The following is a 24,354-nucleotide window of genomic DNA, read 5'->3' on the forward strand; positions in this document are numbered from 1 at the left end:
TGTCAGGGCGCACCAAACGGTCCCCTCGCCCCTTTGGGGAGAGGGTTAGGGTGAGGGGGATTTTACGGAGAACTATCATGTCAGCATCAACACCACTGCTGTCGCTGAAGGGGATCACCAAGATTTTTCCCGGTGTGCGCGCCCTTGAGAACGTACAGCTCGATCTCTGGCCCGGCAAAGTGACCGCCTTAATCGGCGAAAACGGCGCGGGGAAATCCACGCTGGTCAAAGTGATGACCGGTATTTATCAGCCCGAAGAGGGCGAGATCCTCTATAAAGCGATCCCCATTCATCTGCCAACGCCGGAGTCGGCGCATAAGGTGGGGATCACCGCCATTCACCAGGAAACCGTGCTGTTTGACGAACTCTCGGTCAGTGAGAATATTTTCGTCGGCCAGTATCTGTATAAAGGGCTGCTCAAAACGCTCGACTGGCCGGCGATGCACCGCAGAGCCAGCGAAATCCTCGCCCGGCTGGAAGTCCAGATCGACCCGCGGGCCACGCTGAAAACGCTCAGCATCGCCCAGCGGCACATGGTGGCGATTGCCCGGGCGCTGGCTTTCGACGCCCAGGTGGTGATCCTCGATGAGCCAACCGCCGCGCTCTCCCAGCATGAAATTCTGGAGTTCTATCACATCGTTGAGCGCCTGAAGCAGGACGGCAAAGCGATCCTGTTTATCTCACATAAGTTCGATGAAATTTTCGAGCTGGCCGACTATTACACCATCCTGCGCGATGGGGTGTACGTCAGCTCCGGGGCAATGAGTGACATCACCGAAGAGCGGATGGTGTCGATGATGGTGGGCCGGGCGATCAGCCAAACCTACCCGAAAGTCGACTGCACACCCGGAGAAACGGTGCTGGAGGTAAACGATCTCTGTCATCCTACCGAGTTTGCCCATATCAGCTTCCGCCTGCGCAAGGGAGAAATTCTCGGCTTTTACGGCCTGGTGGGCGCCGGACGCACCGAGCTGATGCAGGCGCTCTCCGGTGTCTCGCGTCCCTCCTCCGGCGAGATCCGCCTGAACGGCAGATCCATGCACTTTGACCAGCCTGCCGATGCCATCCGCGCGGGCATCGTCTGCGTGCCGGAAGAGCGACAGAAACAGGGAGCGATCATCGCCCTGCCTATCGCCCAGAACATCAGTCTACCGCAGCTCAGCAAGCTCAATCCTAACGGCGTCCTGAACGACGCCCGGGAATGGCGGCTGGCGGACGAGTACGCCTTGCGCCTGCAGGTTAAAGCCTTCAGCTGGCGCCAGCCGGTGGAGACCCTCTCCGGCGGCAACCAGCAGAAAGTGGTGATCGGCAAATGGCTGGCGACCCAGCCCGAGGTGATCATTCTCGATGAGCCGACCAAAGGCATCGATATCGGCTCAAAAGCCGCCGTGCATCAGTTTATGTCCGAGCTGGTCAGCCAGGGGCTGGCGGTGATTATGGTGTCGTCAGAGCTGCCGGAAGTGATGGGCATGGCCGACCGGATTATCGTGATGCACGAAGGGCTGATGGTCGCCGAGTACCAGGCCGGTGAAGCGACAGCGGAAACCATCGTCAGCGCCGCCAGCGGCATCGGCCAGGAGGCAGCATGATGGGACACGCATGGCTGAAACATCGTGAAGCGCTGCTGGCGGTGGTCATCATTTTGATGATCGGCGCTATTGGCAGCCGGGCGCCCTCGTTCGTTTCACCGGGCAATCTGGTGGAGATGTTTAACGATACCGCCATCCTTATCATCCTCGCCCTCGGGCAGATGATGGTGTTGCTCACCAAAGGCATCGATCTGTCTATGGCCGCCAACCTGGCGCTGACCGGGATGATCGTCGCCCTGCTTAACGCCCACTATCCGGGTATTCCGGTGGTAGTGCTGCTGGCGCTGGCGACTCTGCTGGGCCTGCTGATGGGGATGATTAACGGCCTGCTGGTCTGGCGCCTCGGCATTCCCGCCATCGTGGTGACCCTCGGCACCATGAGCATTTATCGCGGCATTATCTTCCTGCTGACTGACGGCGGCTGGGTTAACTCACATCAGATGAGCGCTGATTTTCTCAGTCTGCCGCGCAGCACGCTCCTGGGGCTGCCTCTGCTGAGCTGGTGCGCCATCGCCGCGCTGCTGCTGGTGGGGTATTTCCTGCGCTACAGCCGCACCGGCCGGGCCTTATACACCGCGGGCGGCAACGCGACGGCGGCGTACTACACCGGCATTAACGCCGGAAAAATGCAGTTCGTCAGCTTCTGCCTCTCCGGCGCGCTGGCCGGCTTCTGCGGCTATCTGTGGATCTCGCGCTTCGCTGTCGCCTATGTCGACGTCGCCAACGGTTTTGAACTCCAGGTGGTCGCCGCCTGCGTGATCGGCGGCATCAGCACCATGGGCGGAAGCGGACGGGTGCTGGGCTGCCTGTGCGGCGCACTGTTCCTCGGCGTCATCAATAACGCCCTGCCGGTGATCGGCATCTCGCCCTTCTGGCAAATGGCGATTTCCGGGGCGGTGATCGTCATGGCGGTGCTGCTCAACGAGCGCGGCAATCGCGGTCATGGGCGGTTAATCCTGCGCAACGCGGCGTTAGCCCGACAGAAACAGGCGGTGAAATCATGAGCAAGATGATGGTATCGGAAGAGATGAAAAACGCCCCGGCCGCGCCGTCGCCGCTGCGCCGCCTGCTGTGCTGGGAAGGGTTTTTACTGGCGGTCACCCTGGCGGTATTTATCGGCAACGCGGTGGCTTCCCCGTACTTTCTCAATATCTGGAACCTGTCGGACGCGACCTTTACCTTTACCGAGAAGGCGATCGTCGTCCTGCCGATGGCGATGCTAATTATCGCCCGGGAAATCGATCTGTCGGTAGCCTCGACGATGGCCCTCAGCTCAACGGTGATGGGCTTCTGCGCGGCAGCGGGGGTTGATACTCCGCTGCTGGTGGTCATCGGCCTGGGCGTAGGTCTGCTGTGCGGTCTGTTCAACGGCTTGCTGGTGACCCGCTTTAACCTGTCGTCCATTGTGATCACCATCGGCACCATGAGCCTGTATCGCGGCATCACCTATATCCTGCTGGGCGATCAGGCGCTCAACCACTATCCGGAGAGCTTCGCCTGGTTCGGCCAAGGGTATGTGTGGGGGGCGCTCTCTTTTGAGTTTGCGCTGTTTATCCTCCTTGCCGCCGCCTTCACCTTCCTGCTGCATAAAACCAACTTTGGCCGCCGGACCTACGCCATCGGCAATAACCCGACCGGCGCCTGGTTCTCCGGGATCAACGTTAAGCGTCATAACCTGGTGCTGTTCGCGCTGGTCGGGCTGATGGCCGGGCTGGCGGCGGTCCTGCTGACCTCACGGCTCGGCAGTACCCGCCCTACCCTGGCGATGGGCTGGGAGCTGGCGGTTGTCACCATGGCGGTGCTCGGCGGCGTCAATATTCTCGGCGGTTCCGGCAGCATGCCCGGGGTGATCATTGCCGCCTTTCTGATGGGGCTGGTGACCTTCGGCCTGAGCCTGCTGAACGTCCCCGGCATCGTGATGTCGGTGATTATCGGCGCCATGCTGATCGTGGTGATCTCCCTGCCGATTATTACCCGGCGGATGATGCAGCGAAGACGATGTTAATTTCCCCCTCACCCTGGCCCTCTCCCCAAGGGAGAGGGGACTGCCCGGCGCACGCAGGCAGCCTGTAGTCCGGGACCGGTTTTCCCCCTCTCCCTGCGGGAGAGGGTCGGGGTGAGGGGAAACGGATTTCCCAAAATAAACATTAAGGAGAATTATCATGAGCTTTATGTTGGCACTACCAAAAATCAGCCTCCACGGCGCAGGCGCTATCGGTGATATGGTTAAACTGGTGGCCGGTAAGCAGTGGGGCAAGGCGCTGATCGTCACCGACGGTCAGCTGGTGAAGCTGGGCCTGCTGGACAGCCTGTTCGCCGCGCTGGATGAACAACAGATGGCTTATCAGCTATTTGACGAGGTGTTCCCTAACCCCACCGAAGCGCTGGTGCAGCAAGGCTATGCGGCATACCAGGCGGCACACTGCGATTACCTGATCGCCTTCGGCGGCGGCAGCCCGATTGATACCGCCAAAGCGATAAAAATCCTCACCGCCAACCCGGGGCCATCAACCGCCTACTCCGGCGTCGGCAAAGTGAAAAACGCTGGCGTACCGCTGGTAGCCATCAACACCACCGCCGGCACAGCGGCGGAGATGACCAGTAATGCCGTGATTATCGATAGCGAGCGGCAGGTGAAAGAGGTGATTATCGACCCGAACCTGATCCCGGATATCGCCGTCGACGACGCCAGCGTGATGCTCGACATCCCGCCAGCCGTTACCGCCGCCACCGGAATGGACGCCCTGACCCACGCCGTCGAGGCCTTTGTCTCCGTTGGCGCCCATCCGCTGACCGATGCCAATGCCCTCGAGGCCATTCGCCTGATCAATCTGTGGCTACCGAAAGCGGTAGACGATGGACACGATCTGCAGGCCCGCGAGCAGATGGCCTTTGGTCAGTATCTGGCGGGCATGGCGTTCAACAGCGCCGGTCTCGGGCTGGTACACGCCCTGGCGCATCAGCCTGGTGCCACCCATAATCTGCCGCACGGGGTATGCAACGCCATCCTGCTGCCGATCATCGAAAACTTTAACCGCCCGAACGCGGTGACGCGCTTTGCCCGCGTGGCGCAGGCGATGGGCGTCGATACTCGCGGCATGAGCGATGAGGCTGCCAGCATGGAGGCCATCAATGCCATCCGCGCGCTGAGCAAACGCGTCGGGATCCCCCAGGGTTTCAGCCAGCTTGGCATCAGCAAAGCCGATATCGAAGGCTGGCTGGATAAGGCGCTGGCCGACCCATGCGCGCCGTGTAACCCGCGCACCGCCAGCCGCGATGAGGTTCGCGAGCTCTATCTGGAGGCCTTATGATCCGTAAAGCCTTCGTCATGCAGGTGAACCCCGACGCGCACGAAGAGTACCAGCGCCGCCATAACCCCATCTGGCCAGAGCTGGAAGCGACGCTGAAAGCACACGGCGCGCACCACTACGCCATTTATCTCGATAAAGAACGCCATCTGCTGTTCGCGACGGTGGAGATTGAGTCGGAAGCCCGCTGGGAGGCGGTCGCCAGCACGGAAGTATGCCAGCGCTGGTGGAAATACATGCGCGAGGTGATGCCCAGCAACCCGGATAACAGCCCGCTGAGCGCGGAACTTAAAGAAGTGTTTTATCTGGCGTAAAAAATCGCGAGGCCGGACAGTCTCTTCTCCGGCCTCCGCCCGATCCGGGCTGGAGGCCGGTTCAAAACAAATAACATGATCCCTTACGCCACCCGGTTTCTATCGCCCATCATCCGGGGAAAAGCGCGTATTTGTCTTTATCCGCCTCGGTAATTTCTCTTAATACCCGGCAAGGTACGCCTGCGGCAACCACATTCGCCGGTATGGAACGATTCACCACACTGCCCGCGCCAATGACCGAATTCTCCCCAATCGTTACCCCGGGATTAATAATCACCCCCGTGCCTAACCAGACCCCATCTTCAATCACCACCGGCAATGAAAACTGTTGATGCGTATGGCGCAGCGCGGGGTGGATGGGATGTCCGGCGGTGGAGATAGTGACATTTGGTGCAAACATGACGTTATTGCCGATGATAATGTCCGCATCGTCGACCAACGTGAGGTTAAAATTGGCGTAAAAATTGTCACCAATCGTCGTATGGATCCCATAGGCAATATTGATCGGCGGTTCTATCCAGCATTGTTCGCCAACTTTAGCGAACATGCGCTGAATAATATCGTTGCGCAATTCCTGATTAAACGGATGCGAATGATTATATTCATAGGCCCGCGCTTTACCCATCAGTCGCTGCTCCGGCAAGCCATATCCTGCATCCAGGTAAAGCTCGCCGCTGTTCATACGTTTTTTCATATCCATCATGACATCTTCCTTCTCTGTCAGGCACCACCCTGTGCCACGGAATGTTGATAATTAAACGGTCATCGCATTATCGCGCAGCGGCTCGGTTTTCGCCTTACCCGCTAACGTAAACGCGGAGATTAAGGTGACGGTCAGGGCAATACCGCCGAGGATCATATAGGTATCCTGAAAGCCGATCCGATCGTACATATTGCCGGCGAAGGCGGAGAGGAAGATCGCCGCCACCTGCTTGGCGAACTGGAAGCCCACCAGGTAAATGGTCGCCGACAGCCGGACATCAAACACGCCGGTAATATATTTAAAGGCGCCCACCAGCAGGAACGGCACCTCCAGCGCATGAAGCATTTTCAGCGCCACCACTTCTGCGGCCGTAGTGGCGAAGGAAGAGCCAATCATCCGTGCCGCCATCACCATCCCGGCGATCAGCAGGGTATTCTTCGCCCCGATGCGGTTAATAATCCACGGTGAGCTGAACATAATGATGGCGTTACATATTTCTCCCGCGGTGGTGGCGAAACCAAAGGCGCGGGTGCCCGCTTCCGGGGTCGCGAAGAATGATTTGAAGAAGGTGGCGAACTGCTGATCGAAGACGTCATACACGCAGGCCACGCCGATGACATACAGAATAAACATCCACATCTTCCGCTGGCGGAACATGCGCACCGCCGTTTTTAAATCGACGGCCGGGCGATTGGCGCCGAGCGAGTCCATCACCTGCGCGGCCTGACTGGTCTGCGGTTTGGCGATGGCCACCAGCACCACCAGCAGCAGCGCGGCGGCCGACCCCATCCAGAACACCCATTCGGGATTAATGCTGAACAGCATTCCGGCGGTGGTCGCGCACAGCGCCCATCCCAGGCAGCCAAAGGTGCGCGCCTTGCCGTATTCAAACCCGCTGTTGCGGCTTACCCGTTCGATATAGGCCTCCATCGCGCCGGCACCCGCAGAGAAAACAAAGCCGATATAGGCGCCGCCGCTCAGCGCCCCGAGCCAGATGTTGGCTTTCAGCAGCGGAGCAAAAACATAGAGGAAGAAGGGAGCGATCAGCACCAGCAGAACGGTCACGATCCACATCAGGTGTTTTTTCAGCCCCAGCTTGTCAGAGATCACCCCGAGAACCGGCTGGAAACAGATGGCGAACAGCGACAGGCTGGAGAAAACGAGGCCGGTTTCGGTTTTATTCAGGCCAATGACGTCCGACAGCCAGATCGGCAGAAACGGAAAGCAGGTGGCCATGATGAAGAAGTAGAGAAAGAAGAACAGCCCGAAAATCCAGAAGTTGGGGTTGTTTTTGTGGGTACAGACGGTCGGGTTCATTATATTTTCCTCAAGAAGGGCCGCGACGCGGCCCGATACCATCACACGCGTTGCAGGCCAATTAGAATGGCGCTTTCCGGATCAAGAATGGGCAGCGCCAGCCCCGCCTGCTGTAGCCACTCACCGCTCACCGTTTGCGGCGTCGTCATCCATGCCGGCAGCTTGCGCATGGTGTGGCCGCCCTCGCCGGTGATCTGAATATTCGGATGATCGAGGAGCGTCACCTGATAGCGGGCGCTCGTCTCCAGCCCCGCCAGGCGCAGGGGCGCCATCAGGGTGTAGTCCGGCATCGCCAGCTGGCTAACGAGGAAAATCGCCTGCGCTTTATCCGGGCTGACGACGCCATGGGCAAGCGTGGTGGCGTCCGGCATATCTATCCGCCACTGCACGCCGTGATGGATCACGTCGCGCCACTGTTTATGCAGGGCCGCATATTTCCGGTATCCGGCGCGCTCTTCTTCATCGGCGCTCACCGGATCCAGCTCAAGCCCCATATGACCGAACAGCGCCGTCAGGCCGCGGAAGGCGATACTGTGCTGGCGGAAGGTGGCATGACAGTGGCGGTTGCCGATGTGCGCGCCCATCACCTCCGGCGGGAAGAAGTAGCTCATGCCCCGCTGGATGGTGTTGCGCTCAAGGGCGTCATTGTTGTCAGACGCCCAGAAGCGATGGCTGCGCTTGAGAACTTCATAATCGATCCGTCCGCCGCCGGAGGAGCAGGATTCAAATTCAATGTGCGGGAAACGGGCCACCAGCGTATCCAGCAGGCGGTAGAACTGGCGCGTTTGCGCGTCCGCAGCGGCGCGTCCCTGATGCCCGGGCTGCACCAGCTCGCGGTTCATGTCCCACTTCACATAGTCCACTGCATGCTCGCCCAGCAGCCAGCTCATCCGCTCCAGCAGATAATCAAACGCTTCGGGAATATTGAGGTTCAGGACAAACTGATGACGGCCGGTCAGCGGGGTATAGCCCGGCAGCGCCAACACCCAGTCCGGATGTGCCCGGTACAGATCGGAATCCGGGTTAATCATTTCCGGCTCCACCCAGATACCGAATTCCATCCCCAGCGATTTCACATGATCGATAACCGGCGTCAGGCCGTGGGGATATTTTTTCTCATCGAGATACCAGTCCCCAAGCGCCGCCCAGTCGTCGTTGCGCCCTTTAAACCAGCCATCATCGATAATAAAGCGCTCGACGCCCAGCGCTGCCGCTTCTTCGGCCATACGCATGATGTAGTCCGGGTCGTGATCGAAATAGATCCCCTCCCAGGTGTTGAGATGCACCGGGCGCGGCTTGTTGCCCGGGAAACGGATAATCTGTTGTCGCAGGAAGCGATGGAACTGTTGGCTCATGCCGTTCAGCCCATTCGCCGAGTAGCTGGCATACAGGTACGGTGTCCACAAGGTTTCCCCTTCCGCCAGCGCCATTTCGCCCGGCAGATAGAGCGCCTCGGCCTGCAGATAGCGGCGGCCGTCGGTTTTCACCTCCGCCCGCAGGCGATGGTTGCCGCTCCATCCCAGATGCACGCCCCAGACTTCACCCTGCATCTCGCTAAAGGCGCGGCTGCCGGTGATCAGGGCCGGGAAATGTTCGTGAGAGGTGCGCCCGCGACGGTTCTCCAGCACAAAGCTGTCGTGTTCCAGGACCAGACGATGGGGCTGAAACTCGCGGATCCAGCGGCCATGGAAAGCCATCACCTCACGAGCGCGTTCAGCGACCGGCAGCGTGACTGCCAGGCGATCGACCTGCCATGGGCTGGCGCGCAGATTAGTCACGCCATGACGCACGCTCAGCACGCCGCTGGCATCCAGCGCAATTTCACTGTGCAGACGCAGGCCGGCATGCGGGTCCTCACTGACCAGGATCAGCGCCTGGCCCTCGCGCCGCACTTCGGTAGTGGTGAACAGCGGAGAGGCATCCAGCCCCTGACGATGGCCTTCAATGCCCGGCGCGCCAAACAGGCCATGGCCCAGCTCCGCCATTAAGGTCACTGGCGAATCGATATCCAGTCTGCCGTTGGCGACCGGGCGCGTCAGGCTGTCGGCATCCTGCGGTGAAAAATGGCTTAAATGCGGCCCCCAGTAGACAATTTCGGCGAAAGGACGGGTTTTAATCACAACATCGGCACCCGCGCTTTGCAGGTGAATCAGCGAATCAGACATCAGACATCTCCATAACAAGGAATGTCTTACTGTTGATCCGAAACGTTTCGGATGCCAACCAAAACGTTTTGGATCCGTGATCGGCTTCAGAATTACGATTTAAAAAACGTCAGATCAGGCGGTTTCACCCGGGATAAATTCTGGCTGCCACAGCACCTGCAGCGTGGCGAGATCCTCCCCGGCGATTAAGCGGCGCACCATATCGGCAATCTGGCGTCCCACGCCCTGGCGCGTGGACTGGATCACCGCGGCAACGTCGGTCTCAATGATGCTGTCCTGCGGCAAGCCGTCATACACTACTAAGGCGACGCGGTTGTCACCGGTCAAACGCCCCAGATGGGCGAGCGCCATTGCGGCGCCATCGCCATGGGTGTTGCAGTCGGTGATAATCGCGGTGGGCGGCTCCGGCAGGCGCAGCAGCTCCAGCGTGGCCTGATAGCCGCCGCGGCGCGTCGGCGACACGCTGCGCAGCCATGCATCAGATAAACCCGCCTCGCGCAGGGCATCGAGGTAGCCGTTACGCCGTTGCAAAATAAACGCCTGATTATTGTTCTCGCCCAGCAGAGCGATACGCTGGTGGCCCTGCTGAATCAGATGGCGGGTGGCGCGACAGGTACCGGCATAGTTATCGAAATCAAACCAGGCGTAGGGCTGCGTCAGGCGGCTACGGCCGAGCGCCAGAAATGGAAAGCCAGAGGCCTGCAGCTGCGCCAGCCGCGGATCGTCATCCAGGGTATGAGCCACGATTAATGCGTCGACGCGACGGCCCTGCACCATGCGCATATAGCCATGTTTATCCGCCTGTTCATCATCGGCGATCAGCAACAAATCAATGTCATGGCGCGCCAGCTCATGGCTGATCTCCCCGACCATCTCGAGAAAAACGTTATTGTTGAGCGGCGCGGGGCGGACAGGAAAGACGAGACCAACGGCATCAATGGTGCCCATTTTCAGACGGCGGGCAAAGGTGTTGGGGCGATAGCCCCGGCGCTGCGCTTCAGCCTCAACCCGGGCGCGGGTCTCCTGCGACACATCGTCATAGCCGTTCAACGCCCGGCTGACGGTCGTGACGGAGATCCCAAGTTGTTTAGCAATGGCTTTCAGCGACATAAAATTCCCTGTTTTCGCATAGGAAAAGCTAGTTTCCCGCAATACGGCTATGGCGTCCAGCGAGCGCGCGTCCCCCGCCGGTGCGGTGTCAGTTTTGCTCAGCGATCAGCAGAGCCTGCGTATCCGGCTCCAGCGCCTGAAAAACATGCTCCTGATCCGCCGGGTAACAGATATAGTCGCCCTCGCCCAGCTCTTCCGGCGCCGACGTCAGCCCGACCCGCGCCCGCCCCTGGGTGACGATAATATGTTCCACCGAGCCTGACGGATGGGGATGTGAAATACGGTCCGCCCCGGGCTGGGTTAACAGTAAATAAATATCCCGACGCGCGCCGGGGGGACAGGCGGCCAGTAAAATAGCCTGATAGTTCGCCTGCTCCGCCACCACTTTGGTCCCCTCGCCGCGGCGGATCACCTGCGTTTTGTTCACCTGCGGCTCAAGCAGCCGGGCAAACGGGATATCCAGCGCCACGCAGAGCGACCACAATGTTTCCAGACTCGGATTGCCATTCCCGGACTCCAGTTGTGAAAGCGTGGATTTTGCGATACCTGCCCGGCGCGCGACTTCCGCCAGCGAAAGACCGGTCCGCGCCCGCTCCCGCACCAGGCTCTTGGCAATAACGCTAATTGGCTGTGTCATATCCGCCCCTTAGTTTTTTATATCGAACGATTCGTTCGTCTTGAAAAACGATTTTTCTGCGTTCATTATAATGGAAATTCGTTCGATATGGCTAAGTGATATGAAACAAACTCTCTCCAGTCTCAGCGGAGACACGATAAAAGCGATTGTTTTAGTTTGCCTCGCCGTCGGGGTGGTGGGCATGTCCTATGGGTCGCTGGCGGTGGCTTACGGCTTCCCCTTATGGGTGCCGCTCTTGCTGTCGGTGTCCGTCCTGGCGGGCGCCTCTGAATTTATGTTTATCGGCATTGTTGCCAGCGGCGGTAGCCCGCTAGCCGCCGCTGCCGCCGGCCTGCTGGTCAATGCACGCCATATCCCGTTCGGGGTGACCGTGCGCGAACTGGTTGGTCAGCGCGCCTTAAGCTTTATCGGGTGCCACATTATGAACGACGAGAGTGTGGTCTTTGGTTTGTCGCAGCCCACCCCCGCGCAGCGCAAAGCGGCCTACTGGCTGTGCGGCGCCGGCGTGGCGCTGATCTGGCCCCTCGGAACCCTAACCGGCGCAGCCGTCGGCAAACTGCTGCCGGCGCCGGAAACCATCGGGCTTGATGCGGTCTTCCCGGCGATCCTGCTGGCGCTGGTGATCCCGGCCTTTAAAAACCGCACTACGCTGATCCGCGCCGCCAGCGGCGCCGCGCTGGCGCTTGCCGCCGTACCGTTTGTGCCCACCGGGCTGCCAGTGCTGCTTTCACTGTTTGGTTTACTGTCGAGGAAAAAATAATGGGCAATATGACGCTGTTTATCGCCGGTATCGCCATCCTGTCACTGGGAACCTATCTGATGCGTCTCGGCGGCGCGAAGCTCGGCAATCGGCTGGCGTTTTCCGAGCGCTCGCAGGCGCTGCTTTCCGATGCGGCGACGGTACTGCTTTTTTCCGTCGCCCTGGCTACCACCTTCTATGAAGGCGCACACTTCGCCGGCATGGCGCGCGTCCTGGGCGTTGCTTTCGCTGTGTTCCTCGCCTGGCGCAAAGTCCCGCTGATCGGCGTGATTATCGCCGCAGCGGTAGTGACGGCGCTGCTGCGCCTGGCGGGTATGCCCTAGGACGAGTAAGCGTAATCTGTAAAACCGCTGTGCTGTCGGGCGATCGTGCCTTCAAGCCACTGAATAACCGGTTCGATCTGCAGCGGGTGCCGCTGGTCTATCGTCAGTACAGGTCCTAACGACATGGGCTGCGCCCGCCCGGCCAGCTGGGCCAGCTCCGGCAGATACTCTTCTCCGGGGTGGCCCGGCGGCCGCGTCGCCAGCCGCGAGGCATAGCGCGCGACGGCCAGCTCCGGAGAGATATGGTTCCAGACCTCAATCACCTGCTCCACGCCCGCCTGCTGTAGCAGTCTCTGCAAGGTCTCCCGTGGCTGAAAGCCGAACCAGGCGTCGATCAACCAGACCATGCTGGCAGGCGATGCGCCGACAATCGACCAAATCACCTCATACGCCGCGCAGCCCAGCTGGCGATTCATCGGCCGGTCGACAGGGGCCAGGCGCGCCATAAACGGCTCTTTGATGCCGTCGATCGTCAACACCGGCAGGCTAAAGGTCTCCGCCAGCAAACGGGTAATGGTACTCTTCCCGGAAGCCGGAATGCCGTTGATTAAAATGGCCGTTTTACAGCCTGGCGTCAGATGTCTGTTCATAATAATGCGACGACCTCCTCCCGACTGCGGGCCGTCCGCAGTTTGGCCATCGTTTCATTGTTATCGAGCAAGGCGACGATGGCACGAATGCCCTCCTCGATGTGCGCATTGCTGTCCTGAGCGCCAAACATAATGACAATATCCGCCTTTTCACTGTCCGCAAATGGGATAGGCTTTTCCAGCACCACCAGGCTAAAGCAGTTGCGTCTGACGCCGCACTCGGGGCGGGCATGGGGGATGGCAATCCCTTCATCAAAAACATAATAGGCGCCATGGTTCAGAGTATTGGCGATCACCGCCTGGCTATATTCCGCCGAAATAAAGCCTTTCGCCTCCAGCGGGCGGGCAGCCAACTTTATTACCCGCTGCCAGTCAGATTCCACAACGCCAACCTGTATTGCATCGGCCTCAATAAGCAGTTCTTTTATGGTCATTCTCTGTTCCTAAATATTGCGGCGAATAATATTGCGTAAATTATCAATCTGCAGAAACAGCGCATCGATATCCTGCCGGTGGCTCTTACTTTTGGCATATACCGATAGTGCCCGGTTGTAAGTCAACATCAATGTTTTTTGCACGTCGCTATTATCGGGCTTGCGCTGTAATTCGCCTTCCAGTCTGGCGATCTCTTCCGCCAGCTGACGGGACTGTTGATCATAATCCTGCAGCGGGCTTTGCTCTTTTTTCCACAACGTTTTCAATGATTCAAACATAGCAAGCTCCCTCCCTGGCGGAAGACAGGGCAACGAAATAGAGTGTGATAGAGAAAACGTTATTTAAATAACGCCATTTTTTCCATTAAGACGTCAGTGACCGCCTGGTTGGCGGGAATTAAAAATTTCCGGACACTGTCATTCACTTTTCCTTTCTCAAACGTCGTCTTACAGCGGTCGACCCATTGCACGTTCATTTCCGTGCCGACGTTCACTTTATTAATCCCTTCGGTGACGGCCAGCCGCATATCCTCATCACTGACGCCGGTGCCACCATGCAGCACCAGCGGCACGCCGGTCGCTTCGCTTATCGCCTTCAGCCGCGCATGCTGTATCTGCGCTTTACCGGTGTACAGGCCATGCACTGTGCCCACGGAGATGGCCAGCATATCGACCTGCGTCTCCTGCACAAAACGTTTCGCGTCTTCAACGGTAGTAAAACAAATATCTTCCGCCGCCACCGCTTTTCCATCCTCTGATCCGCCGATTGCCCCCAGTTCGCCTTCGACCGTAATATTCCGCGGGCGGGCCATCTCCACCACAATTCGCGTATTACCGATATTTTCCTCGAGGCTTAAATGAGAGCCGTCGTACATCACCGAAGAAAAGCCCGCATTCATTGCCGTCTCGATGGCCTTAATATCGGAACAGTGATCAAGATGCAGGCAGGTTGGGATATTTTCGCTGTCAGCTAATGAACACACGGCATCGACCAGTAACCGATACCCCAGATACTCTGCGGTACCGGTTGAAATTTGGATCATTAACGGACTATGACTGTTTTGCGCGGCTTTAAAAAATGCCGGCAACATCTCAATACAGTGTAAGTTAAACGAGCCAATCGCTTTGAAATTTCTCTCCTGAGCGATATTTAAAATCTCATTAAAATTATACAGACTCATGAACATTTTCCCCTTTCGGCTTAGCGGATTTACCGTTTACAAACCATGCCAGTGCGGCGACAAACACAATAAGCACGGCGACAAAGAGCCAGTTATTCTGGAAGGCGTGACCTAATACCAGGCCGGAGCTGATAACGTCTGAATCGCTGAAGGTGACGCCTGTAAAGCCGTAGCTCTCCAGCATGGGTACCAGGATGGCTGGCAGAAAGGTGATAAACAGGCCATGGATAACCCCGCCGATCATCGCCCCACGGCGTCCACCCAGCGCATTGCCAAATACCCCTGCTGTGCCACCGGCAAAAAAGTTGGTTAACAGCCCGGGGAGGATCATCGCCAGGCCGAACATCGGGAAGACCAGCATGCCGATGATTGAGCCGACCGTGGTCGCCAGAAATCCGACAATCACCGCATTCGGCGCATAGGGAAACAGCACCGGGCAATCGAGAGCGGGCTTTGCATCCGGGACAATACGCATCGCGATACCGCGAAAAGCCGGCACCAGCTCATTGAGCAATAAACGCACGCCGCTATAGAGAACAAAAACCCCGGCGACGAACTGAATGGATTGCATAAAGGCATACATCAGGTAGTTAATGCCGCCGGAGAATTGGGCGATGTACTGCGGCCCCGCCGCGACAGCCGGAATGAGATACATCGGCACCATCACCACCGCCATCGCCAGATAGGTATCCTGCAGAAACTTAAAGTTATCAGGCAGCTCGAGATCTTCCGTGGAGCGAGAGCCTTTTCCGACAACTTTAGCGACGGCGGCCTGCACCAGATAGCCGATGGTACAGAAGTGCCCCAGGGCCACATCGTCAGACCCGGTAATGCGCCTGACCACCGGCTGCGCCAGGGCCGGCATTAAGACCGCCATCACCCCGCCGAAGATACCCCCGGTTAAAATCAGCGGTACGCCAGTGAGCCCGGACTTATAGCCAATGACAGCCCCAATTGTCGCCATCCACAGCAGCGCCTGGCCGGTCAGGAAAATATATTTCAGCGGCGTCAGACGAGCGATAATAATATTGACGGCAAAGATCACCAGCAGCGTCAGCGCCACTTCCGACCCTAATTCCCGATTCGCTAACCCGGCGATAGCGGCCACATCGGTAATGTAGCCCTTCATGCCAAATCCCTGGGTGAAGATATCGTTCAGGAAGGTCAGCGTGGCGACAATGATGTTGATCCCGGCCATCATAATTAAGAAACCGAGCAGCGTTTTAAACGTCCCTTCCGCGGTTTTGCCTGGCGATTTCTTTTGCAGGATCAGGCCAAGCATGGCAATAAAAGCAATAAGGATGGATGCCTGGCCGAGTAAATCCTTAACAATAAACGCAACGAAGCTATTCATAATCAGCCACCTTCAGATGACGTTCTTTTAAGAATGCGACGATCTTGGTTTCAATCTCCTCTTTATCAGTAAGTTTATTCAATACCACGACACGCTTAATTTCTTCTTCACTGGCATCGGCAGTTAAGATGTCGGCAAAGGTTTTTTGCGTCAAAATCATATCCGATTTAAAGGCTCCGGCTTCGGAAACGGTGGTGTGTTCAATATGAGCGGGAATTTCCAGCTTCTTTAAAACTGCCTTCGCCGTCATTTCAATGGCAAAGCTTGAACCGAGGCCGCAGCCACATACGCATAAAATTTTCAGCATGGAGGGTCTCCTCAAATAATATTGAGTTGCTTGGCAAGTTTATAATGATGTCCTTCAGTATCGACCAGACGTTTTTTCATACTGACTAAATCAATCGGAATAGGTTTGTTACTGGAATTAATTATTATGGCTTTATTTTTCATACCTGACTGAATACAGCGAACCACTTCACTGGCCATAATAGTGCCCTGATAAATCTCTTCGCAGGTTGGATCACCGCTGCGTAAACCATAGCCGACGATCGTTTTACGGATACGGACACCTATTTGTGGTTCCAGCTGTTTAATCATGGTATCAATCGCCCCCTGAAAGCCGGGAGAGTACTCTTTGGTATAGCCTTCTGAGCAGAGGATAACGACGCTATTCTGCGTACTCAGCTTCCGGGTAATCCGTTCCGCGAGCACGGCCAACGGCATCTGTGCCTCCGGGATCAGGGCAATATCCGCATTACATTTAATGGCGGACTGCAACGTTAGTTCTCCACAATAGCCTCCTAATATCTCAACCATAAAAACCCGACCGGGCAGCGCTCTTCCGGTATTTCTTAAACGAGAGACTTCTTTAATAATTTGCTCACAGGCCGTGGAAAAACCAATCGTATAATCACTGCCATACACATCATTATCGATAGTCATTCCCACACCAAAGCAATTAATCTCAAATTCACTAAGGGTATTCAGAAACTGCAGGCTGCCATCCCCCCCGGCCATAATGAGCACATCAATACGCAGAGATTTAAGTTTTTTAGCAATGCTTTCATATTCACTGCGCTGCAGTTTGCGACTGGTTCGCCCCGAGGTAATGATCGGCACCGCGGTAATTGAATAATCAACCAGATCGCGCCACGCCATATCCTGATGACTTTTCTCCAGTAGCCCTGGAATACCGCCATTAAACAGCGTGATATCGGCATTAGCCTGCCTGGCTATCTGGAATATAAAATTATTCATTCCAGAAACATCCCCGCCGCTAATAACGATACCAATTTTCATGACGCATCCTCGCTCATTTGCCTGACAACATTTTTCCCTGAGTACAAGCCTTCTATTTGCAATGAAGATCACATAATGCGTATTAAATTACCGCAGTGAATAGTTGACAGGTACGGCGAAACGCCTATTTTTGTGATACATATCCCATTTAAAGAGAGTGATCTCCATCGCTTTCTGTTTTTAATATCTTTAAATTTCATGGCGTTAAAAAATCGAGATATTCAGGCGTGCTGACCTTTCCTTTGCCATAAAAAGGAGGATTTAAGAAAAGAACGGAAACGTGATTACTGCCACATTTTTTTCGTAGCAGAGGAAAATATTGGCAAATTTCGCAGAGACGGGAAGCGGAAAACGAAAACAAAAAAAGCGCCCTGAGGCGCTCTTTCGACAGTTGCTATACGCTTATTTGTTCAGTTCGGCAGTCATATGCACGCGGTTGCCGGTAAACGCTTCGGTGATTTTGTAAGACGAAGCGCCGGCAGCCTGCGCCTGTGCGGCGATTTTCGCTTCCGCGCCGTCCATTGTGGAGGCGGTTGCGGTCACGGTTTCAGCAGCGAAGGAAGCGAAAGAGGCGGCCATAGCGATTACTGCGACAAAAGTTTTGATGCTTTTCATGATATAAACCCTTTCATTTAGTTGTTTAGATAAGGCGCTGTGCCTTGATGTGTTAAATAGTATCCCGCACATCGCTAAACAAAAAGCGGAAGGATTTGCTGTCATTGTTCAAATTTATTGACCAATATTTAACCCGCAATTAAACGCTGCGGATGGGTGTAAACTGTCGCCCTGCCCGGCTTGCAAAAGCCCACCAGCGTCAGATTGCAGCGCTCGGCAACTTCCACTGCTAAGGTGGTGGCCGCCGAGACCGCGAACAGGATCTCGACGCCGCACATCGCCGCCTTCTGCACCATTTCATAGCTGGCGCGGCTGGAGACCAGCGCGGCGCCATGCTGCCACCCCTCGCCGACTTCCGCCCGCCGGCCCAGCAATTTATCCAGGGCGACATGCCGGCCAACGTCTTCAAACCCCCCCGCCAGTTCGCCCGTCAACCGGACCCACGCGGCCGCGTGAGTACAGCCGGTGAGCCGGCCAACCGGTTGAAAGTCGTTAAGATGCGCCAGGGCCTGATCGAGATTGGCTAAATCGAACGACTGAGTGAACGGCAGCGGCTGGACCGGCTTACCAATATCATTGAGCTGCTCGACGCCGCATACGCCGCAGCCGGTGCGCCCGGCCAGCGCGCGACGCCGGGCTTTGAGGCCCATAAAACGCCGGCTGGAGAGCTCAATCTGCACCTCAAGGCCGTTGCACACCGCTACCACGTCCATGCCGAAAATCTCCCGCCGGTGCTCGATAATCCCTTCGGATAAGGAGAAGCCGACGGCGAATTGCTCCAGATCTTTCGGGGAGGCCATCATCACCACGTGGGAGATACCGTTGTAGACCAGCGCGACGGGCACCTCTTCCGCTAACTCATCTGGCTGAGGGTGTTGCAGATCCTCGCGTTTCCAGAGGGAGACCTGGCGATATCCTGTGACATTCGTCACATTTTTGATTTGTTCGAGAGGCTTCTTGTTCACTTTGCTTTAACCGTATTGGAACAGGCATACACACAATGTGGTATTCTGTTTTTATCCCTTCAGGAATGAGGGAAATTTGCCCTAATTCTGAACCTTTGCGGCCTTCACCGCAAAGCAAATAACTACATGTGACAATGTCGAAACAAGGAGCGAACCATGCAGGTCAGCAGAAGGCAGTTCTTTAAGATCTGCGCTGGCGGTATGGCGGGAACCACGGCAGCAGCGCTGGGCTTTGCCCCGGCAACTGCGCTCGCGGAGACACGGCAGTACAAATTGCTGCGCACGCGCGAAACCCGTAACACCTGCACATACTGTTCTGTCGGCTGTGGGCTGTTGATGTATAGCCTCGGCGACGGCGCGAAAAACGCCAAAGCATCCATTTTCCATATCGAAGGCGATCCGGATCATCCGGTCAACCGTGGTGCGCTCTGTCCGAAAGGGGCTGGTCTGGTGGACTTTATCCATTCTGAAAGCCGCCTGAAATTCCCGGAATATCGCGCGCCAGGCTCCGATAAATGGCAGCAAATCAGTTGGGACGAAGCGTTCGATCGCATCGCCAAGCTGATGAAAGAGGACCGCGACGCCAACTTTATCGCGCAAAACGACGCCGGCACCACCGTCAACCGCTGGTTGACTACCGGGATGCTGTGCGCCTCCGCCTCCAGTAACGAAACCGGCTATTTAACGCAAAAATTCACCCGCGCCCTCGGGATGCTGGCGGTGGATAACCAGGCGCGTGTCTGACACGGACCAACGGTAGCAAGTCTTGCTCCAACATTTGGTCGCGGTGCGATGACCAACCACTGGGTTGATATTAAAAACGCCAACCTGGTCGTAGTGATGGGCGGTAACGCCGCAGAAGCGCATCCGGTGGGGTTCCGCTGGGCGATGGAAGCCAAAATTCATAACGGCGCCAAGCTCATCGTTATCGATCCGCGCTTTACGCGTACGGCGTCGGTGGCTGATTTCTATACCCCGATTCGTTCCGGTACCGACATTACCTTCCTGTCGGGCGTGATCCTGTATCTGCTGAATAACGAAAAATTCAACCGCGAATACACCGAAGCCTACACCAACGCCAGCCTGATCGTGCGTGAGGACTATAGCTTCGACGACGGGCTGTTCAGCGGCTATAACGCAGAAAAACGCCAGTACGACAAAACCAGCTGGAACTATGAGCTGGACGAAAACGGCTTCGCCAAACGCGATACTACGCTGCAACATCCGCGCTGCGTCTGGAACCTGCTGAAACAGCACGTCTCCCGTTATACCCCGGATGTGGTCGAAAATATCTGTGGTACGCCGAAGGCTGACTTCCTCAAAGTCTGTGAATACATTGCCGAAACCAGCGCGCCGGATAAGACCGCGTCGTTCCTGTATGCTCTCGGCTGGACCCAGCACTCCATCGGCGCACAGAACATCCGCACCATGGCGATGATCCAGCTGCTGCTCGGCAACATGGGGATGGCAGGCGGTGGCGTCAACGCCCTGCGCGGTCACTCCAATATCCAGGGTCTGACCGACCTCGGCCTGCTCTCCACCAGCCTGCCAGGCTACATGTCGCTGCCGAACGAAAAGCAGGCCGATCTGCAGACCTACCTGGCGGCCAACACGCCGAAACCGCTGCTGAAAGATCAGGTCAACTACTGGGGCAACTATCCGAAGTTCTTCGTCTCGATGATGAAAGCTTTCTTCGGTGACAAAGCCACCGCAGAAAACAGCTGGGGTTATGACTGGCTGCCGAAATGGGATAAGAGCTACGACGTTCTGCAGTACTTCGAGATGATGAATCAGGGCAAAGTGAATGGCTATATTTGCCAGGGCTTTAACCCGGTGGCGTCATTCCCGAACAAAAACAAGGTTGTGGCTTCTCTGTCGAAACTGAAGTTCCTGGTGACCATCGATCCGCTCAACACCGAAACGTCCACCTTCTGGCAAAACCACGGTGAGTCCAACGATGTTGATCCGGCGAAAATCCAGACCGAAGTGTTCCGTCTGCCATGTACCTGCTTCGCCGAAGAGAACGGGTCTATCGTCAACTCCGGCCGCTGGCTGCAATGGCACTGGAAAGGCGCTGATGCCCCGGGGATTGCCGTCACCGATGGTGAAATACTCGCCGGTATATTCTCACGCCTGCGTAAGATGTATGCCGAAGAAGGCGGCCCAGCGCCAGAGCCGGTGCTCAACATGACGTGGAACTACTCCACACCGCACGAACCGGCATCGGAAGAAGTGGCGATGGAGAGCAACGGTAAAGCGCTGGCGGATATTATCGACCCGGCAACCGGGGCGGTGATCGTCAAGAAAGGCCAACAGCTTAGCTCCTTTGCCCAGTTGCGCGATGACGGCACCACCTCCAGCGGCTGCTGGATCTTCGCCGGGAGCTGGACGCCGGAAGGCAACCAGATGGCGCGCCGCGATAACGCCGATCCATCCGGTCTCGGCAATACGCTGGGCTGGGCCTGGGCATGGCCGCTGAACCGCCGCATTCTGTATAACCGCGCCTCCGCGGACCCGCAGGGTAAACCGTGGGATGCGAAGCGGCAGTTGCTGAAGTGGGACGGCGCCAAATGGGGCGGCGTGGATATTCCGGACTATAGCGCCGCCGCGCCTGGCAGCGATGTCGGTCCGTTTATCATGCAGCCGGAAGGGATGGGCCGTCTGTTCGCTATCGATAAGATGGCGGAAGGACCGTTCCCGGAACACTACGAGCCATTTGAAACGCCGCTCGGAACCAACCCGTTGCACCCGAACGTGGTCTCTAACCCGGCCGCTCGCGTCTTTAAAGGCGATCTCGAGCAGATGGGTAAGGCCGAGAAGTTCCCGTACGTCGGCACCACATACCGTCTGACCGAGCACTTCCACTACTGGACCAAGCATGCGCTGCTCAACGCTATCGCACAGCCGGAGCAGTTTGTGGAGATCGGTGAAAAACTGGCGAATAAGCTCGGCATCGGTCACGGCGATACCGTGAAAGTTTCCTCCAACCGCGGCTATATCAAAGCCAAGGCGGTGGTGACCAAGCGTATTCGCACGCTGAAAGTTGACGGTAAGGATATCGATACCATCGGCATTCCTATTCACTGGGGCTATGAAGGTGTGGCGAAAAAAGGCTTTATTGCCAACACGCTGACGCCGTTCGTCGGTGATGCGAACACGCAGACGCCGGAGTTCAAAGCTTTCCTCGTGAACGTGGAAAAGGTGTAACGGAGACGACTTATGGCTTATCAATCGCAAGATATTATTCGTCGTTCCGCGACTAACGGTTTCACCCCCGCGCCTCAGGCGCGGGACCACCAGCAGGAGGTGGCGAAGCTTATCGACGTCACCACCTGTATCGGCTGCAAAGCCTGTCAGGTGGCCTGCTCCGAATGGAACGATATTCGTGATGAAGTCGGTCACAACGTCGGGGTGTATGACAATCCGGCGGACCTGACCGCCAAGTCATGGACGGTGATGCGCTTCTCGGAAGTAGAGCAAAACGACAAGCTGGAATGGCTTATCCGCAAGGATGGCTGCATGCATTGCGCTGACCCGGGCTGCCTGAAGGCCTGCCCGTCAGAAGGCGCGATCATTCAGTACGCCAACGGTATCGTCGACTTTCAGTCCGAGCAGTGCATCGGCTGCGGCTACTGCATCGCAGGTTGCCCGTTTGATGTACCGCGTCTGAACCCGGAAGACAACCGCGTCTACAAATGTACGCTGTGCGTAGACCGTGTGACCGTCGGCCAGGAACCAGCCTGCGTGAAAACCTGCCCGACCGGCGCAATCCACTTTGGCTCCAAAGAGGATATGAAAACGCTGGCCGGCGAACGCGTGGCTGAGCTGAAAACCCGCGGTTACGACAATGCGGGCCTGTACGATCCGGCCGGCGTCGGCGGCACCCACGTCATGTACGTGCTGCACCACGCCGACAAACCGAATCTGTACCATGGCCTGCCGGAGAATCCGGAGATCAGCCAGACCGTGAAGTTCTGGAAAGGCATCTGGAAACCGCTGGCGGCCGTCGGCTTCGCCGCGACCTTCGCAGCCAGTATCTTCCACTACGTCGGCGTCGGTCCGAACCGCGCGGAAGAGGAAGAGGACAATCTGCATGAAGAGAAAGACGAGGTGCGCAAATGAAAAGACGTGACACCATCGTGCGCTACACGGCGCCGGAACGCATCAACCACTGGGTCACCGCCTTCTGCTTCGTCCTGGCGGCGGTGAGCGGGTTAGGCTTTTTCTTCCCGTCCTTTAACTGGCTGATGCATATTCTCGGCACGCCGCAGCTGGCGCGTATTCTCCACCCGTTCGTCGGGGTGGTGATGTTCGCGTCGTTTATCATCATGTTTTTCCGTTACTGGCACCACAACCTAATCAATCGGGATGATATCTTTTGGGCGAAGAATATTCGTAAGATCGTCGTCAACGAGGAGGTAGGCGATACCGGGCGCTATAACTTCGGCCAGAAATGCGTGTTCTGGGCGGCGATTATTTTGCTGGTACTGCTGCTGGTGAGCGGTGTGATCATCTGGCGTCCGTATTTTGCGCCGGCTTTCTCAATCCCGGTGATCCGATTTGCGCTGATGCTGCATTCATTTGCCGCAGTGGCGTTAATTGTGGTTATCATGGTGCATATCTACGCCGCCCTCTGGGTGAAAGGCACCATTACCGCGATGGTGGAAGGCTGGGTTACCAAAACGTGGGCGAAGAAACATCACCCGCGCTGGTACCGAGAGGTCCGCCAGAAACAGGAAAAGTCATCTGAATGAGTATTCGCATAATCCCGCAAGACGAGCTGGGTTCGAGCGAGAAACGCACGGCGGAAGCAATTCCGCCGTTACTGTTCCCCAGGCTGAAAAATCTGTACAACCGCCGCGCTGAACGCCTGCGCGAGCTGGCCGCCGATAACCCGCTGGGCGATTACCTGCGCTTTGCCGCACTGATTGCCCATGCCCAGGAAGTGGTGCTGTACGACCATCCGCTGCAGATGGATCTCACTGCCCGCATTAAAGCGGCCAGCGAACAGGGTAAACCGCCGCTGGATATCCACGTTCTGCCGCGCGACAAGCACTGGCACAAGCTGCTGCACTCGCTGATTGCCGAGCTGAAGCCGGAGATGAGCGGCCCGGCGCTGGCGGTCATTGAGAATCTGGAAAAAGCCTCTGAGCAGGAGCTGGAGCAGATGGCCAGCGCGCTGTTTGTTTCCGATTTCGCCTCCGTCAGTAGCGACAAAGCGCCGTTTATCTGGGCCGCGCTGTCGCTCTACTGGGCGCAGATGGCCAGTCTGATCCCAGGAAAAGCGCGCGCCGAATATGGAGAACAACGGCAGTTTTGCCCGGTGTGCGGCTCGATGCCAGTCTCCAGTATCGTGCAGATCGGCACCACTCAGGGGCTGCGCTATCTGCACTGCAACCTGTGCGAAACCGAGTGGCACGTGGTGCGCGTCAAGTGCAGTAACTGTGAACAGAGCCGCGACCTGCACTACTGGTCGCTGGACAACGAGCAGGCGGCGGTGAAAGCCGAAAGCTGTGGCGACTGCGGAACCTACCTGAAGATTATGTATCAGGAGAAGGATCCGAAAGTCGAAGTCGTCGCCGACGATTTGGCATCCCTGGTGCTCGACGCCCGCATGGAACAGGAAGGCTTCGCCAGAAGCTCGATTAACCCGTTCATGTTCCCTGGCGAAGGGGAGTAAGTTCTGCGCT

At 57.0% G+C, this 24,354-nt stretch carries 25 protein-coding genes; 11 read left to right on the forward strand and 14 right to left on the reverse strand.

Annotation, left to right across the window (positions count from 1 at the left end; genetic code table 11):
* Positions 1–77 precede the first annotated feature (77 nt).
* From B8P98_RS27300 to rhaM, 5 genes are all read left to right on the forward strand, one after another.
* Positions 78–1,589: a sugar ABC transporter ATP-binding protein gene (locus B8P98_RS27300; RefSeq protein WP_025710940.1), complete on the forward strand. Its 1,512-nt coding sequence runs from the start codon at positions 78–80 to the stop codon at positions 1,587–1,589.
* Positions 1,586–2,593 (forward strand): ABC transporter permease, encoded by a 1,008-nt coding sequence (locus tag B8P98_RS27305; protein WP_162263624.1) that lies wholly within the window; start codon positions 1,586–1,588, stop codon positions 2,591–2,593. The genes B8P98_RS27300 and B8P98_RS27305 overlap by 4 nt, the downstream gene beginning before the upstream one ends.
* Positions 2,590–3,594: an ABC transporter permease gene (locus B8P98_RS27310; RefSeq protein WP_025710937.1), complete on the forward strand. Its 1,005-nt coding sequence runs from the start codon at positions 2,590–2,592 to the stop codon at positions 3,592–3,594. The genes B8P98_RS27305 and B8P98_RS27310 overlap by 4 nt, the downstream gene beginning before the upstream one ends.
* A 157-nt stretch (positions 3,595–3,751) precedes the next feature.
* The gene (gene fucO / locus B8P98_RS27315; RefSeq protein ID WP_080897838.1) at positions 3,752–4,900 is read left to right on the forward strand and encodes a lactaldehyde reductase; all 1,149 of its coding nucleotides are present in this window, start codon (positions 3,752–3,754) and stop codon (positions 4,898–4,900) included.
* Complete coding sequence (gene rhaM, locus B8P98_RS27320; protein WP_025710935.1) at positions 4,897–5,211, forward strand: L-rhamnose mutarotase; 315 nt, start codon at positions 4,897–4,899, stop codon at positions 5,209–5,211. The genes fucO and rhaM overlap by 4 nt, the downstream gene beginning before the upstream one ends.
* 109 nt (positions 5,212–5,320) lie before the next feature.
* Here rhaM and B8P98_RS27325 read toward each other — a convergent pair whose 3' ends face one another.
* The 5 genes from B8P98_RS27325 to B8P98_RS27345 form a co-directional block, all read right to left on the reverse strand.
* Entirely contained in the window at positions 5,321–5,914 is a 594-nt protein-coding gene (locus B8P98_RS27325; protein WP_077253998.1) for a maltose acetyltransferase domain-containing protein, read from the reverse strand.
* A gap of 51 nt (positions 5,915–5,965) precedes the next feature.
* Positions 5,966–7,231 carry an MFS transporter gene (locus tag B8P98_RS27330; protein ID WP_025710932.1) on the reverse strand — a complete coding sequence of 422 codons (1,266 nt, stop codon included), beginning with the start codon at positions 7,229–7,231 and terminating at the stop codon, positions 5,966–5,968.
* Positions 7,232–7,272: 41 nt separating this feature from the next.
* Positions 7,273–9,396, reverse strand: a complete 2,124-nt coding sequence (locus B8P98_RS27335) for an alpha-galactosidase (protein WP_080897839.1) — start codon at positions 9,394–9,396, stop codon at positions 7,273–7,275.
* Between the two features lie 114 nt (positions 9,397–9,510).
* Positions 9,511–10,506, reverse strand: coding sequence for a substrate-binding domain-containing protein (locus tag B8P98_RS27340; RefSeq protein ID WP_095033593.1), 996 nt, complete (start codon positions 10,504–10,506; stop codon positions 9,511–9,513).
* Positions 10,507–10,594: 88 nt separating this feature from the next.
* A complete protein-coding gene (locus B8P98_RS27345) occupies positions 10,595–11,143 on the reverse strand; it encodes a helix-turn-helix domain-containing protein (RefSeq protein ID WP_025710929.1) in 549 nt (182 codons plus the stop codon).
* Between the two features lie 100 nt (positions 11,144–11,243).
* On the opposite strand from B8P98_RS27345, the gene B8P98_RS27350 reads away from it, so the two are divergent.
* Both B8P98_RS27350 and B8P98_RS27355 read left to right on the forward strand, forming a co-directional pair.
* Positions 11,244–11,903, forward strand: a complete 660-nt coding sequence (locus B8P98_RS27350) for an AzlC family ABC transporter permease (RefSeq protein WP_025710928.1) — start codon at positions 11,244–11,246, stop codon at positions 11,901–11,903.
* Positions 11,903–12,226, forward strand: coding sequence for an AzlD domain-containing protein (locus B8P98_RS27355; RefSeq protein ID WP_002882863.1), 324 nt, complete (start codon positions 11,903–11,905; stop codon positions 12,224–12,226). Before B8P98_RS27350 ends, B8P98_RS27355 begins: the two co-directional genes overlap by 1 nt.
* Here B8P98_RS27355 and B8P98_RS27360 read toward each other — a convergent pair.
* The 9 genes from B8P98_RS27360 to fdhD all read right to left on the reverse strand — a co-directional run bounded on the left by B8P98_RS27360 (position 12,223) and on the right by fdhD (position 18,664).
* The gene (locus tag B8P98_RS27360; RefSeq protein ID WP_025710927.1) at positions 12,223–12,816 is read right to left on the reverse strand and encodes an AAA family ATPase; all 594 of its coding nucleotides are present in this window, start codon (positions 12,814–12,816) and stop codon (positions 12,223–12,225) included. The genes B8P98_RS27355 and B8P98_RS27360 overlap by 4 nt on opposite strands.
* A complete protein-coding gene (locus tag B8P98_RS27365; protein ID WP_025710926.1) occupies positions 12,813–13,250 on the reverse strand; it encodes a PTS sugar transporter subunit IIA in 438 nt (145 codons plus the stop codon). The genes B8P98_RS27360 and B8P98_RS27365 overlap by 4 nt, the downstream gene beginning before the upstream one ends.
* Before the next feature lie 9 nt (positions 13,251–13,259).
* Positions 13,260–13,529 (reverse strand): hypothetical protein, encoded by a 270-nt coding sequence (locus B8P98_RS27370; protein ID WP_025710924.1) that lies wholly within the window; start codon positions 13,527–13,529, stop codon positions 13,260–13,262.
* Positions 13,530–13,588: 59 nt separating this feature from the next.
* On the reverse strand, positions 13,589–14,431 hold the full coding sequence (locus tag B8P98_RS27375; RefSeq protein ID WP_025710923.1) for a class II fructose-bisphosphate aldolase: 843 nt from the start codon (positions 14,429–14,431) through the stop codon (positions 13,589–13,591).
* Positions 14,418–15,785, reverse strand: coding sequence for a PTS sugar transporter subunit IIC (locus tag B8P98_RS27380; protein WP_095033594.1), 1,368 nt, complete (start codon positions 15,783–15,785; stop codon positions 14,418–14,420). The genes B8P98_RS27375 and B8P98_RS27380 overlap by 14 nt, the downstream gene beginning before the upstream one ends.
* Positions 15,778–16,092 carry a PTS sugar transporter subunit IIB gene (locus B8P98_RS27385; RefSeq protein ID WP_004151864.1) on the reverse strand — a complete coding sequence of 105 codons (315 nt, stop codon included), beginning with the start codon at positions 16,090–16,092 and terminating at the stop codon, positions 15,778–15,780. Before B8P98_RS27385 ends, B8P98_RS27380 begins: the two co-directional genes overlap by 8 nt.
* Before the next feature lie 11 nt (positions 16,093–16,103).
* Complete coding sequence (locus tag B8P98_RS27390) at positions 16,104–17,084, reverse strand: 6-phosphofructokinase (protein WP_002882831.1); 981 nt, start codon at positions 17,082–17,084, stop codon at positions 16,104–16,106.
* Between the two features lie 402 nt (positions 17,085–17,486).
* A complete protein-coding gene (locus B8P98_RS27395) occupies positions 17,487–17,699 on the reverse strand; it encodes a YdgH/BhsA/McbA-like domain containing protein (RefSeq protein WP_002882830.1) in 213 nt (70 codons plus the stop codon).
* Positions 17,700–17,827: 128 nt separating this feature from the next.
* Complete coding sequence (fdhD, locus tag B8P98_RS27400) at positions 17,828–18,664, reverse strand: formate dehydrogenase accessory sulfurtransferase FdhD (protein WP_002882828.1); 837 nt, start codon at positions 18,662–18,664, stop codon at positions 17,828–17,830.
* Positions 18,665–18,820: 156 nt separating this feature from the next.
* On the opposite strand from fdhD, the gene fdnG reads away from it, so the two are divergent.
* The 4 genes from fdnG to fdhE are packed head-to-tail and all read left to right on the forward strand — an operon-like array spanning position 18,821 to position 24,344.
* Positions 18,821–21,871, forward strand: a complete 3,051-nt coding sequence (fdnG, locus tag B8P98_RS27415) for a formate dehydrogenase-N subunit alpha (protein WP_136025569.1) — start codon at positions 18,821–18,823, stop codon at positions 21,869–21,871.
* A 12-nt stretch (positions 21,872–21,883) separates the two neighbouring features.
* Entirely contained in the window at positions 21,884–22,786 is a 903-nt protein-coding gene (fdxH, locus tag B8P98_RS27420; RefSeq protein WP_002882822.1) for a formate dehydrogenase subunit beta, read from the forward strand.
* A complete protein-coding gene (fdoI, locus tag B8P98_RS27425) occupies positions 22,783–23,418 on the forward strand; it encodes a formate dehydrogenase cytochrome b556 subunit (protein ID WP_008807902.1) in 636 nt (211 codons plus the stop codon). Before fdxH ends, fdoI begins: the two co-directional genes overlap by 4 nt.
* The gene (gene fdhE / locus B8P98_RS27430) at positions 23,415–24,344 is read left to right on the forward strand and encodes a formate dehydrogenase accessory protein FdhE (RefSeq protein WP_025710916.1); all 930 of its coding nucleotides are present in this window, start codon (positions 23,415–23,417) and stop codon (positions 24,342–24,344) included. Before fdoI ends, fdhE begins: the two co-directional genes overlap by 4 nt.
* Positions 24,345–24,354 lie beyond the last annotated feature (10 nt).

The organism is Klebsiella quasivariicola (genome assembly GCF_002269255.1).
Classification (GTDB): domain Bacteria; phylum Pseudomonadota; class Gammaproteobacteria; order Enterobacterales; family Enterobacteriaceae; genus Klebsiella; species Klebsiella quasivariicola.

Coding starts and splice junctions, on each gene's coding strand:
- fdhE (WP_025710916.1), top strand. CDS start 23,415: ATGAGTATTCGCATAATCCCGCAAGACGAGCTGGGTTCGAGCGAGAAA.
- fdxH (WP_002882822.1), top strand. CDS start 21,884: ATGGCTTATCAATCGCAAGATATTATTCGTCGTTCCGCGACTAACGGT.
- B8P98_RS27310 (WP_025710937.1), top strand. CDS start 2,590: ATGAGCAAGATGATGGTATCGGAAGAGATGAAAAACGCCCCGGCCGCG.
- B8P98_RS27380 (WP_095033594.1), bottom strand. CDS start 15,785: ATGAATAGCTTCGTTGCGTTTATTGTTAAGGATTTACTCGGCCAGGCA.
- B8P98_RS27300 (WP_025710940.1), top strand. CDS start 78: ATGTCAGCATCAACACCACTGCTGTCGCTGAAGGGGATCACCAAGATT.
- B8P98_RS27375 (WP_025710923.1), bottom strand. CDS start 14,431: ATGAGTCTGTATAATTTTAATGAGATTTTAAATATCGCTCAGGAGAGA.
- B8P98_RS27325 (WP_077253998.1), bottom strand. CDS start 5,914: ATGATGGATATGAAAAAACGTATGAACAGCGGCGAGCTTTACCTGGAT.
- B8P98_RS27395 (WP_002882830.1), bottom strand. CDS start 17,699: ATGAAAAGCATCAAAACTTTTGTCGCAGTAATCGCTATGGCCGCCTCT.
- B8P98_RS27385 (WP_004151864.1), bottom strand. CDS start 16,092: ATGCTGAAAATTTTATGCGTATGTGGCTGCGGCCTCGGTTCAAGCTTT.
- B8P98_RS27340 (WP_095033593.1), bottom strand. CDS start 10,506: ATGTCGCTGAAAGCCATTGCTAAACAACTTGGGATCTCCGTCACGACC.
- B8P98_RS27345 (WP_025710929.1), bottom strand. CDS start 11,143: ATGACACAGCCAATTAGCGTTATTGCCAAGAGCCTGGTGCGGGAGCGG.
- B8P98_RS27305 (WP_162263624.1), top strand. CDS start 1,586: ATGATGGGACACGCATGGCTGAAACATCGTGAAGCGCTGCTGGCGGTG.
- B8P98_RS27350 (WP_025710928.1), top strand. CDS start 11,244: ATGAAACAAACTCTCTCCAGTCTCAGCGGAGACACGATAAAAGCGATT.
- B8P98_RS27335 (WP_080897839.1), bottom strand. CDS start 9,396: ATGTCTGATTCGCTGATTCACCTGCAAAGCGCGGGTGCCGATGTTGTG.
- fucO (WP_080897838.1), top strand. CDS start 3,752: ATGAGCTTTATGTTGGCACTACCAAAAATCAGCCTCCACGGCGCAGGC.
- B8P98_RS27355 (WP_002882863.1), top strand. CDS start 11,903: ATGGGCAATATGACGCTGTTTATCGCCGGTATCGCCATCCTGTCACTG.
- B8P98_RS27360 (WP_025710927.1), bottom strand. CDS start 12,816: ATGAACAGACATCTGACGCCAGGCTGTAAAACGGCCATTTTAATCAAC.
- B8P98_RS27365 (WP_025710926.1), bottom strand. CDS start 13,250: ATGACCATAAAAGAACTGCTTATTGAGGCCGATGCAATACAGGTTGGC.
- B8P98_RS27390 (WP_002882831.1), bottom strand. CDS start 17,084: ATGAAAATTGGTATCGTTATTAGCGGCGGGGATGTTTCTGGAATGAAT.
- fdoI (WP_008807902.1), top strand. CDS start 22,783: ATGAAAAGACGTGACACCATCGTGCGCTACACGGCGCCGGAACGCATC.
- B8P98_RS27370 (WP_025710924.1), bottom strand. CDS start 13,529: ATGTTTGAATCATTGAAAACGTTGTGGAAAAAAGAGCAAAGCCCGCTG.
- rhaM (WP_025710935.1), top strand. CDS start 4,897: ATGATCCGTAAAGCCTTCGTCATGCAGGTGAACCCCGACGCGCACGAA.
- B8P98_RS27330 (WP_025710932.1), bottom strand. CDS start 7,231: ATGAACCCGACCGTCTGTACCCACAAAAACAACCCCAACTTCTGGATT.